This is a genomic window from Miltoncostaea marina, assembly GCF_018141525.1.
In the GTDB taxonomy this organism is placed as follows: domain Bacteria; phylum Actinomycetota; class Thermoleophilia; order Miltoncostaeales; family Miltoncostaeaceae; genus Miltoncostaea; species Miltoncostaea marina.
The window spans coordinates 3,198,366-3,214,004 of sequence record NZ_CP064655.1; the positions used below are offsets into that span (position 1 = coordinate 3,198,366).

At 76.8% G+C, this 15,639-nt stretch carries 17 protein-coding genes; 9 read left to right on the top strand and 8 right to left on the bottom strand.

Annotation, left to right across the window (positions count from 1 at the left end; all coding sequences use genetic code 11):
- Nucleotides 1–7 precede the first annotated feature (7 nt).
- The 3 genes from ITJ85_RS16140 (at nucleotide 8) to ITJ85_RS16150 (ending at nucleotide 2,258) form a co-directional block, all read left to right on the top strand.
- Nucleotides 8–928, top strand: a complete 921-nt coding sequence (locus tag ITJ85_RS16140) for a ketopantoate reductase family protein (protein ID WP_217914132.1) — start codon at nucleotides 8–10, stop codon at nucleotides 926–928.
- 84 nt (nucleotides 929–1,012) lie between these two features.
- Nucleotides 1,013–1,633 carry a hypothetical protein gene (locus ITJ85_RS16145; RefSeq protein ID WP_217914133.1) on the top strand — a complete coding sequence of 207 codons (621 nt, stop codon included), beginning with the start codon at nucleotides 1,013–1,015 and terminating at the stop codon, nucleotides 1,631–1,633.
- A gap of 115 nt (nucleotides 1,634–1,748) precedes the next feature.
- Entirely contained in the window at nucleotides 1,749–2,258 is a 510-nt protein-coding gene (locus ITJ85_RS16150) for a hypothetical protein (protein WP_217914134.1), read from the top strand.
- 42 nt (nucleotides 2,259–2,300) lie between these two features.
- Here ITJ85_RS16150 and ITJ85_RS16155 read toward each other — a convergent pair whose 3' ends face one another.
- Both ITJ85_RS16155 and ITJ85_RS16160 read right to left on the bottom strand, forming a co-directional pair.
- A complete protein-coding gene (locus ITJ85_RS16155; protein ID WP_217914135.1) occupies nucleotides 2,301–3,239 on the bottom strand; it encodes a D-alanine--D-alanine ligase family protein in 939 nt (312 codons plus the stop codon).
- Nucleotides 3,236–4,564: an aminotransferase-like domain-containing protein gene (locus ITJ85_RS16160; protein WP_217914136.1), complete on the bottom strand. Its 1,329-nt coding sequence runs from the start codon at nucleotides 4,562–4,564 to the stop codon at nucleotides 3,236–3,238. The genes ITJ85_RS16155 and ITJ85_RS16160 overlap by 4 nt, the downstream gene beginning before the upstream one ends.
- Before the next feature lie 80 nt (nucleotides 4,565–4,644).
- On the opposite strand from ITJ85_RS16160, the gene ITJ85_RS16165 reads away from it, so the two are divergent.
- The 3 genes from ITJ85_RS16165 to ITJ85_RS16175 are packed head-to-tail and all read left to right on the top strand — an operon-like array spanning nucleotide 4,645 to nucleotide 8,212.
- On the top strand, nucleotides 4,645–5,097 hold the full coding sequence (locus ITJ85_RS16165) for a GtrA family protein (protein ID WP_217914137.1): 453 nt from the start codon (nucleotides 4,645–4,647) through the stop codon (nucleotides 5,095–5,097).
- Between the two features lie 5 nt (nucleotides 5,098–5,102).
- Nucleotides 5,103–6,935, top strand: coding sequence for a glycosyltransferase 87 family protein (locus tag ITJ85_RS16170; protein ID WP_217914138.1), 1,833 nt, complete (start codon nucleotides 5,103–5,105; stop codon nucleotides 6,933–6,935).
- Complete coding sequence (locus ITJ85_RS16175; RefSeq protein WP_217914139.1) at nucleotides 6,932–8,212, top strand: glycosyltransferase 87 family protein; 1,281 nt, start codon at nucleotides 6,932–6,934, stop codon at nucleotides 8,210–8,212. The genes ITJ85_RS16170 and ITJ85_RS16175 overlap by 4 nt, the downstream gene beginning before the upstream one ends.
- A gap of 349 nt (nucleotides 8,213–8,561) precedes the next feature.
- Here ITJ85_RS16175 and ITJ85_RS16180 read toward each other — a convergent pair whose 3' ends face one another.
- From ITJ85_RS16180 to ITJ85_RS16190, 3 genes are read right to left on the bottom strand one after another with little or no spacing between them, the layout of a single operon-like run.
- On the bottom strand, nucleotides 8,562–9,281 hold the full coding sequence (locus ITJ85_RS16180) for a methyltransferase domain-containing protein (RefSeq protein ID WP_217914140.1): 720 nt from the start codon (nucleotides 9,279–9,281) through the stop codon (nucleotides 8,562–8,564).
- 47 nt (nucleotides 9,282–9,328) lie between these two features.
- Nucleotides 9,329–10,093, bottom strand: coding sequence for a TIGR00282 family metallophosphoesterase (locus ITJ85_RS16185; protein WP_246496418.1), 765 nt, complete (start codon nucleotides 10,091–10,093; stop codon nucleotides 9,329–9,331).
- Between the two features lie 50 nt (nucleotides 10,094–10,143).
- Entirely contained in the window at nucleotides 10,144–10,887 is a 744-nt protein-coding gene (locus tag ITJ85_RS16190; RefSeq protein ID WP_217914142.1) for a M23 family metallopeptidase, read from the bottom strand.
- A gap of 131 nt (nucleotides 10,888–11,018) precedes the next feature.
- Here ITJ85_RS16190 and ITJ85_RS16195 point away from each other — a divergent pair, with 131 nt between their 5' ends.
- The 3 genes from ITJ85_RS16195 to ITJ85_RS16205 are packed head-to-tail and all read left to right on the top strand — an operon-like array spanning nucleotide 11,019 to nucleotide 13,596.
- Entirely contained in the window at nucleotides 11,019–11,762 is a 744-nt protein-coding gene (locus ITJ85_RS16195) for an ABC transporter ATP-binding protein (protein ID WP_217914143.1), read from the top strand.
- Nucleotides 11,759–13,099: an ABC transporter permease gene (locus tag ITJ85_RS16200; RefSeq protein ID WP_217914144.1), complete on the top strand. Its 1,341-nt coding sequence runs from the start codon at nucleotides 11,759–11,761 to the stop codon at nucleotides 13,097–13,099. Before ITJ85_RS16195 ends, ITJ85_RS16200 begins: the two co-directional genes overlap by 4 nt.
- 50 nt (nucleotides 13,100–13,149) lie before the next feature.
- Nucleotides 13,150–13,596: a DMT family transporter gene (locus ITJ85_RS16205; protein WP_217914145.1), complete on the top strand. Its 447-nt coding sequence runs from the start codon at nucleotides 13,150–13,152 to the stop codon at nucleotides 13,594–13,596.
- Here ITJ85_RS16205 and aat read toward each other — a convergent pair.
- The 3 genes from aat to ITJ85_RS16220 are packed head-to-tail and all read right to left on the bottom strand — an operon-like array spanning nucleotide 13,565 to nucleotide 15,638.
- The gene (gene aat / locus ITJ85_RS16210) at nucleotides 13,565–14,161 is read right to left on the bottom strand and encodes a leucyl/phenylalanyl-tRNA--protein transferase (RefSeq protein WP_343233033.1); all 597 of its coding nucleotides are present in this window, start codon (nucleotides 14,159–14,161) and stop codon (nucleotides 13,565–13,567) included. The two genes, ITJ85_RS16205 and aat, sit on opposite strands and share 32 nt — an antisense overlap.
- Entirely contained in the window at nucleotides 14,158–14,931 is a 774-nt protein-coding gene (locus ITJ85_RS16215) for a lysyl oxidase family protein (protein ID WP_217914147.1), read from the bottom strand. Before ITJ85_RS16215 ends, aat begins: the two co-directional genes overlap by 4 nt.
- Nucleotides 14,919–15,638, bottom strand: a complete 720-nt coding sequence (locus ITJ85_RS16220) for an SDR family oxidoreductase (protein WP_217914148.1) — start codon at nucleotides 15,636–15,638, stop codon at nucleotides 14,919–14,921. The genes ITJ85_RS16215 and ITJ85_RS16220 overlap by 13 nt, the downstream gene beginning before the upstream one ends.
- Nucleotide 15,639: the final 1 nt, after the last annotated feature.

Genomic DNA, 15,639 nt, shown 5'->3' on the forward strand with positions numbered 1-15,639 from the left:
TCTCGTCATGGGCGCGGGTGCGGTGGGGACCTACTACGGGGCGCTCCTCGCGCGCGCCGGCCACGACGTGACCCTCGTGGCGCGGGGCGCGCACCTCGCCGCGCTGCGGCGCCGCGGCGCGGCGATCGTACGCGAGCCCGACGGCACGCGCTGGGAGGCGCCCGCCCGCGCGGCCGGCTCCCCCGGCGCCGCGCCCGCGCCGGACCTGGCGATCGTGGCGACGAAGTCGCACCACACCGCGGCGGCCGCCGAGGCGCTGGCCGCCGCGCTGCCCGCCGGGGCCCCGGTGCTGTCCCTGCAGAACGGCGTCGAGAACGTGGGCCGCCTGGCCGCCGCGCTCGGCGCCGGGCGGGTGCTCGGCGGCATCGCGTTCGTCGGCGTCCGGGTGGCCGAGCCCGGAGTCGTCGACCACGAGGCCGAGGGGTGGGTGCGCATCGGCGACCCGGCCGGGGCGACGCCGCTCGCCCGGCGCGTCCACGAGCTCGTGGCGCCGGCCTGGGACGTGCGCCTGTCGGAGGACATCGTGCACGAGCAGTGGCGCAAGCTGCTGTGGAACGCCGGCTTCAACGCGATCTGCGCGGTGACCGGCGCGACGGCCGGGCAGGCCCTCGCCACGCCCGCCTCCAGGGCGCTGGTGCGCGAGGCGATGGAGGAGGTGGTGGCCGTGGCCGCCGCCGGCGGCGTGGTGCTCACGCCGGACGAGGTCGACGAGATGGCCGCGTTCAACGAGCAGCTGCGCGACTACCGGCCGTCGACCGCCCGCGACCTCGACGCGGGCAAGCGCCTGGAGCGGGACGCCCTGTGCGGCTTCCTGGCCCGCGAGGGCGCGGCCCGCGGCGTCGCCACGCCGGTCAACCGCGTGCTCGACGGGCTGCTGGCGCTGCGCGAGGACGTCCGCGCCGCCGGCTCCGCCGGCGGCGGGCGGTAATCCGTTTGTGAAGGATCGCGGCGCGCGGCCGCGGAGCGCCTAACGTGACGCCCTCCCGGATGTAGAGGACACCAGGAGGTGCACATGAGCGAGGGCACGCTGAAGTCCGGCAAGTGGTGGATCGGCGTCACCGCGGGCGCGGTGCTCGGCCTGGGCGGCATCGTCGCCGTCGAGGCGGCGACCCAGGAGGCCTCCGCGCAGTCGGCGACCTTCCGCGTCACCCCGGAGCAGCTGCGCATCAACCAGCGCATCTCGCAGGCGGCGGTGCGCCGCTCCAACGAGGGCCTGCAGCTGCTGCAGCCGCTGCGCAAGGAGGAGAAGAACCCGAACAAGGTGCTCGGCTGGCGCACCCAGGACATCCAGGACGGCGCGGTGACCGCCGCCAAGCTCACCGAGTCGGTGCGCGAGGGCCAGCCGCGGTGGGCCGTCGTGGCCGCGGGCGGCACGCTGCAGCGGGCGAAGGGCGCCACCACCTCGGCCGCCGTGACCGGGACGCCCGGCCAGTACGACGTGACGTTCGACCGCGACGTGAGCGCCTGCTCCATCCAGGCGACGATCGCCGACCCCGGCACCACCGCGCCGCCCGCCAGCGGCGAGATCGTCGCGTGGCGCGGCTCCAGCGCCAACGTCGTGCGCGTGCAGACCGCCGACTCCACCGGCGCGCTGGTGGCGACCCTGCCGTTCCACGTGACGGTGCTCTGCTAGCACCCTCGCAGGGGCCGGCCCCCGGTTTGTGAGCATCCCGTGAGCGCTACGCCGCGCGTCCGCCGCGCGGCGTAGCGTTCCGGTGCTGGTCCGGCATCGTGGACAGGGGGTCGTGATGAAGGGACGCTGGTGGATCGGGGTCACCGCGGGCGTCGCCCTCGGGCTGGGCGCCGTGGTGGCGACGGAGGCGGCCACCGACGAGGCGAGCGCGCAACGGCCGGTGACGGTCAGCGCGCAGCAGCTCAAGATCAACCAGAGGATCTCGGTCGCCGCGGTGAAGCGCTCCAACGACGCGCTCGGCCGGGTCGCCGCGCTCCAGGGCTCGCTGCTGATGGCGGCGAGCAGCGGGGCGGTGGGGTCGAACCTCATCCCGGCCCAGAGCCGCGGGGCCGTCAGCTCGCAGCGGGTGGACGAGGGGAACTACCGCGTGCGCTTCGTGCGGGACGTCTCGGCCTGCACGTGGACGGCGTCGCCGTCGGCCGCCACGCCGCCGATCCCGGACGCGCACTCGGTGCGCCTCGCCCTCGATACGACGGACGCGTCGAAGGCGCAGCTCGTGGTGCGCACCTTCACCGCGCAGGGCAACGCGGTCAACTCGGCGTTCCACGTCCAGGTGATCTGCTGACCGGACGGTGAGGCTCGCGGCGGGCCGCCCGGGGCGCGCGCGTCAGGCGCCCAGGGCGGCCTCCGCCAGGATGCGCTCCACGACCTCGTCGAACCCGAGGCCGGCCGCCTCGGCGGCCTTGGGCAGCAGACTCGTGTCGGTCATGCCGGGGATCGCGTTGATCTCGAGCACCCAGAGGCGGTCGTCGGGGTCGAGGATCATGTCGACCCGGCTCACGCCGCGGCAGCCGAGCGCCCGGTAGCAGGCGATCGCCAGGCGGGCCGCCTCCTGCGCCACCTCGTCGGGCAGGCGCGCCGGCGCGACCAGCTCCGTGAGCCCGGGCGTGTAGCGCGACTCGAAGTCGTAGAAGTCGCGGTTGCGCGGGATGGCCTCGACCACGGGCAGGGCCCACGGGTCGGCCGTGCCGAGCACCGAGATCGCCAGCTCGCGCCCGGGCACGAAGCGCTCGAGCAGCACCCGGTCGTCGTAGGCGAGCGCGGTCATGAGCGCGCTCGGGATGTCGCCCGGCTCGTGGGCCACCGAGATGCCGAGCGCCGAGCCCTGGGCGGCGGGCTTCACGACCAGCGGCAGCCCGAGCCGCTCGCGGATCTCGCCGAGCGCCTCGCCGGCCCCGAGCTCGCGGAAGGCCTCCTGGCGGAACGCGTAGGCGGCCGGCGTGGGGACGCCGGCCGCCTCGAAGTGGGCCTTCGCGACGACCTTGTCCATCGCCCGCTCGCACGCCAGCACCCCGGGCCCGGTGTACGGGATCTCGAGGATCTCCAGCAGCTCCTGCACCGTGCCGTCCTCGCCGCCGCGCCCGTGGAGGGCGATGAAGGCGGCCTCCGGCCGCTCCGCGCGCAGGGTGCGCACCAGCGAGCGGTCGGCGTCGACCTCGATCACCTCGTGGCCCAGGCGCCGCAGCGCCGCGGCCGCGTTGGCCCCGGAGCGCAGGCTGACCTCGCGCTCCAGCGAGCGGCCGCCCTTCAGCACGGCCACCCTCACGTCAGGCCGCCCAGCGCGCGGTGCAGCTCGGTCATCTCGGCCACGGCGAGGCCCAGGCGGCGGACGCCCTCGGCGATGGTCGCCTCGTCGACGCCCGAGAAGTTGAGGCGCATCGAGTCGCCGCCGCGGCCGTCGAGGAAGGCGCCGCGGCCGGGCACGAACGCCACCTCGTACTTCTCCACCGCGAGCGCGAGCAGGTCGGTGGTGTCGATGTACGGGGGCATCGTGGCCCACAGGAACAACCCGCCCTCGGGGTGGGTCCAGGTGGCCTCGGGCGGCATCTCCTCCTCCAGGGCGCGCAGCATGGCGTCGCGCCGCGAGCGGTAGATCGCGTTCAGCCGGGCGACGTAGTCGCGCCAGTCGTAGCGGCGCATGTACTCGACGACGATCCGCTGCGAGAGCGTGGACGTGCAGAGGTCCTGGGCCTGCTTGCCGAGGTTCATCTTGCGCAGCACGGCCGCCGGCGCCGCGATCCAGCCCACCCGCACGCCGGGCGAGAGGATCTTCGAGAACGTCGACAGGTGGATCACCCAGCCGGCGCCGTCGTCGAGCTCCCACAGCGTCGGCAGCGGGTCGCCCTCGAAGCGGATCCACCCGTAGGGGTTGTCCTCCACGACGATCAGCTCGCGCTCGTGCGCGATCCGGATGAGCCGGCGGCGGCGCTCGAGCGACATCGTGACGCCGCCGGGGTTGTGGAAGTTGGGGATCGTGTAGAGCAGCTTCGGCGGCCGGCCCTCGGCCGCGAGGCGGTCGAGCGCCGCCTCGACCAGGTCCACGCGCAGGCCGTCCTCGTCCATCGGCACGTGCTCGACCCGGGCCTCGTACGTGGTGAACGACGGCACGGCGCCCGGATAGGTCGGCCCCTCGGCCAGGATCGTGTCGCCCGGGTCCACGAAGGTGCGGATGGAGAGGTCGATCGCCTGCTGACCGCCGCTCGTGACCATGATGTCGTCGACGTCGGCCGCGGCGCCGCCCTCGGCCATCATCTCCACGATGCGCTCGCGCAGCTCGTGCAGGCCCTCGGTGGGCCCGTACTGGAGCGCCGACGCCAGGTGGTCGCGGGCGACGGCCTCGACGACGTCGTCGAAGACGCGGCGCTCGAACGACTCCGTGTTGGGGAAGCCGCCGGCCAGCGAGATGATGTCCGGCCGCTCGGCCAGCGACATCAGGTCGCGCATGACCGAGGAGACGATGCCCGCGGCGCGCGAGGCGAAGCGCGCGTCGTACCGGGCCGCGTCGGCCGGCGTGAGCGCGCTCTCGGCGTGCCGGCGCGCCGCAGGCGGGATCTGCTGCGGGGGCGTGGTCTCCTCCTCGCGAGGGTCCATCGGGATCACGTCCAGTGTAGGGGGAACGGCCCGGCCGGCGACGCCGGCGCTGCCGGGGGCCTCTGGTACCATCGCGGGCCGTGCCGACGAGGTCCGCCCCGCCCCCGGTGATGCCCGACACCCGCGTCCTCCGCGCCCCGGGCATCCGCGGCGCGCGCCGCGAGGACTGGCATCAGCTGGTCCGCTTCTGCGTGGTCGGCGCGTCCGGCTACGTCGTCAACCTCGTGGTCTTCTCGGCGCTGCTGTACCTGGCCGACGCGCATCACGTCGCCGCCGCCGCGGGCGCGTTCTGCGTCGCGTGGACGAGCAACTTCGTCTTCAACAAGTTCTGGACGTTCCGGCGCCACGGCCTGTCGGCCGTGCAGCAGGGCGCCCGGTACCTCGCGGTGAGCCTCGTGGCGCTGGGCCTCAACCTCGCGCTGCTCGAGGCCATGGTGCGGGCCGGCACCCCGGAGATCCTCGCCCAGGCCGTCGCGATCGCCGCCGTCATGCCGGTGAACTTCCTGCTCAACCGCCGCTGGTCCTTCCGGTAGGAGCGATGCCCGGCCGGCGACGAGCACTCGTCGCCGCGATCGCGGCGACGCTCGCCCTCGGGCTCCACGGCGCCGCGCCGGGCGCCGCCGCGCCGGTCGGCGAGCCGACGCCCTCCGAGGCCACGGGGGCCGCGCACGACCTGGTGCGGGCCGTCGCGGGCAAGGCCGGCGAGATCCAGGGCGCGCTGCGCGCGCCGGCCCGGCCCCGCGAGCCGACCCTCACCGACGACGAGGTCACCGCCATCGCGGAGACCTCGCAGCAGCTGCGCGAGTGGACCTCGGGCCGCGAGATCTCCCGCACCGCGGTGGAGTTCGACGAGGACACCGGGGTGCACACCTACTTCGCGGTCAGCGAGGACGCCGAGGGCGACGAGACCGTCGAGGCGCAGGTGCTCGTGTCCGACGAGCGCGGCGAGATCACCGAGGTGCGGACCGGCCCGCAGGTGGCGTGGATGATGGCCCGGGGGTACGACGGGGCCTTCGGGCGCGCGATCAACCGGCCGGCCGTCTGGCTGACGCTGTGCGCGCTGTTCCTGCTGCCGCTGCTGCCGTACCTGCGCCCGCGGCGGCTGCTCTCGATGCGCACGCTCGACCTGCTGGCGCTGCTGTCGTTCGGCGTCTCGCTGATCTGGTTCAACCGCGGCGAGGTGTTCACCTCCGTGCCGCTGCAGTACCCGCCGATGCTCTACCTCGGCGCGCGCCTGGCGGGGATCGCCGTCGGGCGCGCGCGCGCCGCGCGACCGGCGGCCGGCCCGCAGCCGCCCGGCGAGCCGCCGCCCCGCCGCCGCCCGGCGCTGGGCGCGTCGGCGCCGACCTGGCTGCTGGTGAGCCTGCTCGCCGTGACGCTCGCGCTGCGCTTCGGCCTCAACGCGTTCGACTCGAACGTCATCGACGTGGGCTACGCGGGCGTGATCGGCGCCGACCGCATCGCCGACGGCAGCACCCCCTACGGCAACATGCCCGACGACTGCGGCAGCTGCGACACCTACGGCCCGCTGACCTACGCGGCCTACGTGCCGTTCGAGCTCGCGCGGCCGTGGAGCGGCGAGTGGGACTCGCTGCCGGCGGCGCACGGGGCGGCCACCACCTTCGACATCCTCTGCATCGCCGGGATGCTGGTGCTCGGCTGGCGCGTCGCCGGGCTGCGCCTGGGCGTCGGCCTGGCGCTGGCCTGGGCCGCGTTCCCCTTCACCGGATACGCGCTCTCCACGAACGCCAACGACGCGCTGGTGCCGGCGATGCTCATCTGGGGGCTGGTGCTCGCGCGCCACCCGCTGGGCCGCGGCCTGATGCTGGGCCTGGCGATCGCGAGCAAGTTCGCGCCGGCGATCCTGCTCGGCCTGTGGAGCCGGCGGCCGTTCCCGCGGCCGGCGCGCCGGCGCGAGCTGCTGCCCTACGCCGGCGGGCTGCTGCTCGCGGCGGGGCTGACCGGCTGGGTGCTGCTGCTCGACGGCGCCGACGGCCTGCGCGCGTTCTGGTCGCGTACGCTCGGCTACCAGCTCGGCCGGGATTCGCCCTTCTCCATCTGGGGTCAGTTCACCGGCCTGCGCCCGCTGCAGATCGGGCTGATGGTCGCCGTGGGGATCGCGGCGGTGGCCGTGCTGCGCTGGCCGCGGCGGCTCGACCTGGTGACCGTCTCCGCGCTCTCGGGCGCCCTGCTGATCGGGATCGAGCTCACCCTGACCCACTGGTTCTACCTCTACATCCCGTGGTTCCTGCCGTTCGCGCTGATCGCGATGGTGCCCGAGTGGCCGCCGCCGGCGCGCCCGCCCCGGCCCGAGCCCGAGCCCGAGGCCGACGCGACGCCCGCGACGGCGCCCGTCCCGGTGCCGTCGTGAGCTGGGCCCGCGCGCTCCCGGCGGCGGCATGCGCCCTGGCCGCCGTCGTCTGGGCCGTCCCCCTGCGGCTCGGCGTGTACGCCGACGCCGTCATCACCGACATCCCCGTCTACCGGCGGGTCTACGAGCACATCGCCGCCGGCCACGTCCCCTACGCCGACTTCAGCCTGGAGTATCCGCCGCTCGCGGGGGCCCTCTTCTGGGCCGCCGGCGCCCTGCCCGGGCCCTACGGCGTGACCTTCTCGGTCCTCATGCTGCTCGCGCTGTGCGCGACCGTGCTCGGGGTCATCGCCCTGGCGCGGGCGACGGGCCTCGACGGGCGGCGCCAGACCGTCGCGGCGGCGCTCGTGGCCGTGAGCCCGCTGCTGCTGGGCAACCTCGTGGAGACGCGCTTCGACCTCGCGCTGGCCGCGCTGCTCGTCTGGACCGTCTGGGCCGCGGCGACGGAGCGCTGGCGCCTCGCGTGGGGGCTGCTCGCCGCTGCCACGCTGCTGAAGCTGATCCCCCTCGCCCTCATCCCGGTGCTCGTGATCTGGCAGCGCCACCGCGCCGGCACGCGCCCGGCGATCGCCGGCGCGGTCGGCAGCGTCGCCGCGGTGGCCCTGGTGATGGCGCCCTTCGCGGCCCTGTCGCCCTCGGGCACCTGGGACCTCGCCCGCTACCACCTGGAGCGCCCCCTGCAGATCGAGGCGACCGCCTCGGCCTACCTGCTCGGCCTGCACGGGCTGGCCGACATCGACCTCAGCGTCGAGCACTCGTTCGGCAGCCAGGGCCTCTCCGGCACCGGGCCGGCCATCCTGGCGGGCGCGTCGACCGTCGCGCTGGTCGTGCTGCTGGTGGCGATCGCGTGGACCCTCTGGCTGGGCCTGCACCGCGCCCGCCACCCCGGCGACGCGCGGCTGCTGGTGGCCGCCTGCGCCGCGACCCTGGTCGCGCTGCTCGTGTGCGGCAAGGTGCTGTCGCCGCAGTTCCTCGTGTGGCTGCTGCCGGTGTGCTTCATCGTCGCCGGGCGCTACGGCCCCGCGGCCATGGCCCTCACCGCGGCCGCGCTGCTCCTCACCTTCGCCTACTTCCCCCACCGCTACTGGGACCTCGTGGCGCTGGAGGGCCTGCCGATCGCGATCCTGGTGCTGCGCGACAGCGTGCTGATCGCGCTGCTCGCCGCCTGCTGGCCGCGGCCCTCGCTCGCCGGGCGGCCGCTCGGCCGGGTGCTGGGGCGCGAGCGCGACCCGATGCGCCCGGAGGGGGCCGTGTCGGCCCGCTACCTGGTCGACTGACGCACCCGATGACGTTCGACCTGCAGCCGGCGGACGTCATCGAGGACGTCCGGCAGGTGATCGGGCCGAAGCGGCCCGGCGCGCACGTGTGCTGGTGCCCGACCTCCCGGGATCCCCTCGCGGATGGACCGCGAGCTGCGCGGCGAGGGGCGCGGCGCGTTGGTCGCCCGAGCCGTGCCGGCGCGACCTCGCGCCCGGGGTGCTCGCCGACGACGCCGACGCGCCGGTGGGCCGGGCGGGCGTGGCGCCGCGGCGATGGCCGACGTGGGGATGCGCTCGCCCTTCGAGGGGCGCGGCTTCGCGCCGGCCGCCGGCACGCGGTCGGTGCTCGACGGCTCCCCCAGCGTGCTCATGCGCCGCGACCTCTGCCGAGCGGCGTCCGTCCGGCCGCCGTGACCCACGCCTGGGCGAACATGCCGCCGGGGCGGCCCGCCCAGGCGCGCAGCGCGTCGGCCAGGCCCGGGTCGTCGTCGTCGAGGCGCTCGGCGAGGTAGCCGGCGATGGCCGCGCGGTCGTCGTGGAGCTCGTAGCGGGCCGACATCGTGACCCGCTCCAGGCCGGCGGCGGCCATGTGGGCGCCGAGGCGCCGGCCGGCGTGGACGTCGCCGCCGTTGGCGGCCTGGATCGTCTCGTAGCGGCGGATCGCCGCCGCGGCGCCCGGGTCCTCCGGGGCCAGCAGGAAGCCGCCCCAGTCGGGCGAGACCGCCACGACGGGGCCGCCCGGCCGCACGACCCGGGCGAGCTCGCGCAGCGCGGCGACCGGATCGGCCAGGTGCTCGAGCAGCGCGTGCGCGAACCCGGCGTCGACCGCGTCGGCGGGCAACGGCAGCGCGTCGGCCGGCGCCACGAGCACCTCGACGTTCGCCAGGCCCTCGGCGGCGGCGCGCTCGCGCGCGAGCGCGGCCTGCGAGGGCTCGCGGTCGACCGCGACCACCCGGCCGGGCGCCGCCGCGCGCGCCAGGCCGACCGTGATCGACCCTGGGCCGCAGCCCACGTCGATCAGGCTCATGCCCGGCCGCAGGTGCGCCAGCAGGTCGCCGGCGTGCGAGGCGGCGGAGCGCCGCTCCATGAAGCCGGCGGCGCGCGGCGACCAGCCCGGCGTGTACCGCTCGGCGCTCAGGCCTCGACGCTGAAGGTCGCGATCGCCGCCGCCCGGCCGTCGGCGCCGGCCTCGACGACCGCGCCCTGCACGAGCACGCCGCCCTCGGCCACCTCGAAGCGCCCGGGCAACCCGGAGATGAAGCGGCGCAGGATCACGTCGGTGCGCACGCCGATCACCGAGTCGTGCGGCCCGGTCATGCCGAGGTCGGTCACGTAGGCCGTGCCGCCCGCGAGCACGCGGGCGTCGGCCGTCTGGACGTGGGTGTGGGTGCCCACGACCGCCGTGACCCGCCCGTCGAGGTGGTGGGCGAGGGCGATCTTCTCGCTGGTGGCCTCGGCGTGGACGTCGACCAGCACGACCGGCGCGGCCGCCGCGGCGCGCTCCACGAGGTCGTCGATGACCGCGAAGGGGCTGTGCGCCGCGTCCATGAAGACGGCGCCGAGCACGTTGACCACGCTCACCGGCCCCGCGGCGGTCTCGACCGTGACGAGGCCCCGGCCGGGCGCCCGCACGGCGATGTTGGCCGGCCGCAGCACGCGCGGCTCGGTCTCGAGCAGCGGCAGCAGGTCGGTCTTGCGGAGCGTGTGGTTGCCGCCCGTGAGCACGTCCACGCCGGCGTCGAGCAGGTCGCGCGCCTGGCGGGGCGAGGTGCCGGTCCCGGCCGCGGCGTTCTCGGCGTTGACGACCACGACGTCGGGCCGGTGCTCCTCGCGCAGCGCCGGCAGGTGCTCGAGGAGCGCCCGCATCCCCACGCCGCCGACCACGTCCCCGATGAGCATCGCCCGCACGCTCCGCAGCCTAGGGCACCGCGGGGCGGCGGGCGCCCGCGTCAGAGGATCTGGGCGGCCTCGCCGCGCACGAGCTCCAGGTCGACGTGGTTGCCCTCGTCGGCGGTGAACTCCGACAGCTCCTGACCGGCCACCTCGCTGAAGTCGCGCACCCGGCCGATCTCGGTCTCGCCGGCCCGCACGGGCGACCCCACGCTCGGGCGCGGGCCCGAGGCCGGGTCGTCGAGGTGGGAGATGCGCAGCATCAGCCCGCCGGCCGCGGTGGAGGGCCGGATCGTGATCTCGTAGCCCTCGATGCGCCCGAACACCGTGTAGTCGGACACCGCCTCGACGACCCCGTCCACCGGCGAGTAGACGCGCGTGCCCGCCGGCGCCCCCACGCTGAGGCCGGCCGTGTCCGGGCCCACCCGGTCGCGGCGCGGCAGCTGGTGGATGCGCATCGCGCCGGCGTCCTCCATCGCCACGGCGGAGGGGTCGTCGATCGCGTGGAAGGCCGCCGCGGTGACCCGGCGCGGGTCGACCGGGATGTGGATCTGCACGCCCTCGGCGCGCGCCACCACGAGCTCGGGCGGGCGCGCGCCGGGGCCGATCTCGGGCGAGGCCACCGGCGAGGCGAGCGGCGTGGCGTCGTCGCCGCCGCCCGTGATGCCGAGCACGAGCGCGAGCACGCCGACGATGATGACTGGGATGGCGGCCGAGACGATCGCGCGCCGGTCGCGCCGCAGCCCGCGCCGCCTGCGCGCGTTGCGCCGGGCGTCGAGCTGCTCCCTGGTGAGTGGGGGCATCGCGATCCAGGGTATCCGCGGCGGGGGCCGTGTGCCAGCGCGGCCGCCGGGGGCCGGCCGGCCGGGCTGCTCTACAGTGTCCGCATGAGCGGGCGCCTCGCGCACCGGCCCGGGCCGGCCGTCCAGCCCCGGTGACGCCCGGCCCGGCGGGCGCGCCGGTCCTCGTCGCCACCGGGCTCGCCCGCAGCTTCCGCGGCGTGGCCGCGCTGCGCGGCGTGGACCTCGACCTGGCGGCCGGCGAGTCGGTGGCGCTGCTCGGCCCGAATGGCGCCGGCAAGACGACCCTGCTCACCATCCTGGCCGGCGTGACCCGCCCGGACGCCGGCACGCTGCGGTGGGCCCGGGGCGCGGCGCCGCGGGTGGGCTGGGTGCCCGCCCGGCCGGCGCTCTACGGCCGCCTCACCACCCGCGAGAACCTGCGCCTGTTCGCGGCGCTCGAGGGGGCGCCCGACCCGGACGCCGTCGCCGGCGACCTGCTGCGGCGGGCCGACCTCGAGGAGGTGGCCGGCCGGCCGGCCGCGACGCTGTCGACGGGCACCGTGCAGCGGCTCAACCTGGCCGTCGCGCTCGCCGGCGGGCCGTCGGTGCTGCTGCTCGACGAGCCGACCGCCACGCTCTCGCCCGACCAGCGCCGGCGCCTGTGGTCGTGGCTCGACGAGCTGCGCGGCGGCGGCCTGGCGCTGCTCTTCTCCACGCAGTCGGTCGACGAGGCGGTGCGCCACGGCGACCGCATGACGGTGCTCGCCGAGGGCCGGCTGCTGTTCGCCGGCACCGCCGCGAGGCTGGTGGCCGCCCACGGCGGCGGCGAGGCGGGCGCCGAGGCGGCCGAGGCGGCCTTCATGCGGCTCGTGGACCCGGCCTGGGACGGCGCGTGAGGGCGGCCCTGCTCATCCTGCGCAAGGACCTGCGCCTGCTGGTGCGCACGCCGGCGCTGCTGCTCGCGCTGATCGCCTACCCGGTGCTGGTGGCGCTGCTCGTGGCGCTCGCGTTGCAGACCGGCGAGCGGCGGCCCGACGTCGCGGTGGTCGACCTGGACGCCTCCGGGCGCTCGGTGGCGGTGGGCGACGAGCGCCTGACGGTCGACGACTACATCGACCGGCTCGACGACGACGTGGACATCCGGCGCATGGACGCCGCGCAGGCCGACGAGGCCCTCGACGCGGGCCGGGTCGCCGCCGTGCTGACCATCCCCGAGGGGTTCATCGCCGACCTGCAGTCGGGCATCCGCCAGCCGGAGCTGCGGCTGCGCACCAGCCGGCGCTCGCCGATCGAGGCCGACGCGCTCGAGCGCAACCTCGAGTCGGCGGTCTACCGCCTCAACGGCCGCCTGGCCGAGGGCTACGTCGACCAGGTGCTGCAGCTCGTGGACCTCGTGCAGAACGGCGGCGACCTCGCCTACTTCGGGCGCAGCGGCGACGCCCTCGGCCTGCGGCGGGCGCGGGCCCTGGTGACCGGCCTGCAGGCCTCGCTGGGGGAGGAGGGGCGGGGCGAGCTGGCCGGCCGCCTGGCGCCGGTGCTCGAGTTCATCGACGAGACCCAGGAGAACCTCGACCTGGCGCGGCCGGCCGCCAACGCGATCAGCGCCCCGATCCGCCTGGAGGTCACCGCCGCGCCGGAGGGCCGCGAGCCGCTCTCGGCCTTCGGCGTCGCCGCCGCGCTGCTCGTGAGCCTGGGCCTGGCCGGCGTGCTGCTGGGCGCGGCCGCGACCGCCTCGGAGCGGGAGGAGCACGTGCTCACCCGCCTCGGGCGCGGCCTGGTGTCGCCGTGGTGGCTGGCGCTCGCGAAGATGACGTTCACCGCCCTCGCCGCGCTGGTGATCGGGCTCGCCCTGCTGGCCGGGGTGGCGCTCACGACCTCGCTGGGGGTCGGCCGCTGGCACCTGTGGATCGCCGCCCTGGTCCTCGCGGGCCTGGCGTTCGGCGCGGCGGGCGCGCTCGTCGGCGCGCTGGCGCGCGAGACGCGCACGGCCGTGCTCGTGGCGCTGATGCTCGCCCTGCCGCTGCTCGCGCTGGGGCTCATCCCCGACGCCGACGCGGCCGCCGCCGTGGCGTCGGTCGTGCCCTTCGGGCCGGCCTTCCGCGCCTTCCAGGCGATCCTCGTGGAGCCCTCGCTCGGGGGCGACCTCGCGCTGACGCTGGGCCACCTCGCGCTGCTGGCGGCCGTCTTCGGCGCCGCCGCCGGCGTCGCGCTGCGCCGCCGGGTGGGCGGGTAGCGCCGCCGCCCCGGCGGGTAGCGTGGCCGGGACCCGACCCGGAGGCTCCCGTGACCCGGTGGATCCACATCCTGCTGCCCCTCATCGGCGGCGCCATGGTCGCCGCCCAGGCGCCGATCAACGCCCGCCTGCGCATCGTGCTCGGCTCGCAGATCGGCAGCGCGGCGATCTCGTTCGCGATCGGGTTGCTGCTGCTGCTCGCGGCGCTGGCCGTGGTGGGCGAGGTGGGCAGCCTCGGCGACGTCGGCGGCGGGCCGTGGTGGGCCTACCTGGGCGGGGCGGCCGGAGCGGTCTTCGTGGTCGCCACCCTGGTGGCGGCGCCGCGCATCGGCGTGACGGCGACGTTCGTGAGCGTGGTGTCCGGCCAGCTCGCGCTGTCGGCGCTCATCGACCGCTACGGCTGGTTCGGCGCGAAGGCGATCGGCACGTCGTGGGAGCGGGTGGCCGCGCTCGTGCTGCTGCTGGTCAGCCTGGTGCTGCTGCTGCGCTCCACCTGAGCGGCGGCCGCGCGAGGGCGCGCGCCAGCAGGCGCCGGTACTCGGCGGCGCTCACCTCCTGAGCGCCGAAGCGCCGCGTGTGCGGCGAGGCCATCTGGATGTCCCACAGCTCGGCGCCCATCGCGGCGAGCAGGCGCGCGGCGCCCACGAGCGCCGCGTTGCCGGCGTCGGGCGCCCGGTGGAACATGCTCTCGGAGGTGAACATGGCCCCGATGGACACGCCGAACAGGCCGCCGGCCAGGCGGCCGTCGCGCCAGGCCTCCACGCTGTGGGCGAAGCCCTCGCGGTGCAGGCGGCCGTAGGCTCGCGCCAGGCGCGGCGTGAGCCACACGCCGTCGCGCTCGCCCCCGCAGGCGGCGGTCACCTCGTCGAAGGCCGCGTCGACCCGGATCCTGTACGGGGCGCGCCGCAGCGCCCGCGCCACGGAGCGCGGCACGCGGAAGCCCTCGACCGGCAGGATCGCGCGCGGCTCGGCCTCGTAGAGCGGGACGGGGCCCGGCTCGCCGGGGTCGTCCATCGGGAACAGGCCGCGCGCGTACGCGGCCAGCAGCTCGTCGGGGCTCAGGGCCCGGGGGCGGGGGCCGGGGCGGGGACCGGCGCGGGGGCGCGGGCCACGACCCGCGCGCGGGCGACGCCGCCGCGCCGGGTGATGGCCACGTCCGCCCAGGTGGCGTTGTCGGCCTCGTCCTCCTCGACGAACAGCCCCGGGGCGTCGGCGGTCGCCCAGAGCCGGTAGCGGCCCGCCGGGAGCCCCGTGACGTCGAGGAACTGGTCCGACAGCCGCCACGAGTAGCGGTCGCCCCAGCCCACCGAGAGGCCCATCGTGAGGCCGCGGCTGCGCCTGCCGCCACAGCTGTCGCCCCCGTAGACCGGCGCGCGCGGGGCGGCGGTGGCCGGCCCGGCCAGCCGGTCGGTGTCGAAGAAGCAGAAACCCTGCTTGTGCAGCCGGGCCACGGCCGGCCCGCCGGCGGCGCGGCGCAGCTCGTAGCGGGCGAGGTCGCGCACGTGCCAGTGGCCGTGGCCGTCGCCGCCGAACACCATGCGGGCGGCGGTCGGCGCCAGGGCGGGCGGCCCCGCGGAGTCGAGGACCCGCTGCTGGACGGCCCAGGGCGACCCCGGCCCCGCGCGCACCACCCGCAGCTCGAAGGGCCCCACGCCGCGATTGACGACGATCCCCGAGAAGCGCAGCTCGTCGCGGTCGCCGACGCGCGCCATGCGCACGTCGGCCACCTTGGCGCCCAGGTCGGGCAGCAGCGGCGCGGCCTCGGCGGCGGACGGCGCGACGGCGAGCGCGAGGAGGGCCCAGGCGAGCGGGCGGCGCGTCAGGGCACCCACGTGTCCCCGGCCGGCGTGATCACCAGCTCGTGGGTCCAGCCGCGCGGGCTCTGGCCGGCGAGGTAGGCGACCGCCGCCGCCACGTCCTCCGGCGACAGCGACTCCTCGGGGGGCCGGCCGGCCATCGGCGCGCGGTCGGTCTGGATGATCCCGTCGGCCACGAGCAGCGCGACGTGCACGCCGCGCGGCCGCAGCTCCTGGGCCATCGCGTGGGTGAGGGCCCGGGCGCCCGCCTGGGCCGCCGCCCACGGGCCGCGCCCCGGCATCGCCCGGCGCGCCGAGCCGCCCGCCACCTGCACCAGCGTGCCCGACCCGCGCCGCGCGAGGGCGGCGCCGCCGCCGCGCATGATCGCCCACGCGGCCGGCAGGAACCCGGCGAGCCACGACTCCAGGCGCCCGGGCGGCGCCTCGGCCACCGGGCCGCCGCCGAACGAGTGGTCGCGAGGCACCGACGTGGTGGCGTTCACCACCAGGTCCAGCCCGCCCAGGTCGCGCTCGGCCCGGCCGAGGGCCTCAGCGACAGTGGCGTGGTCGGACGCGTCGCCGCGCAGCGTCGCGACCCCGGGGTGCGCCTCGCGCAGCGCGTCGAGGGTCGCGTCGCCGCGCGCCACCGCCAGCGCGCGCCAGCCGGCCGCGAGACGGTCGGCCACGACCGCCCGCCCGACGTTGCGGGCGCCGAAGACGACGAGGACAGGTGGGCCGGCCACG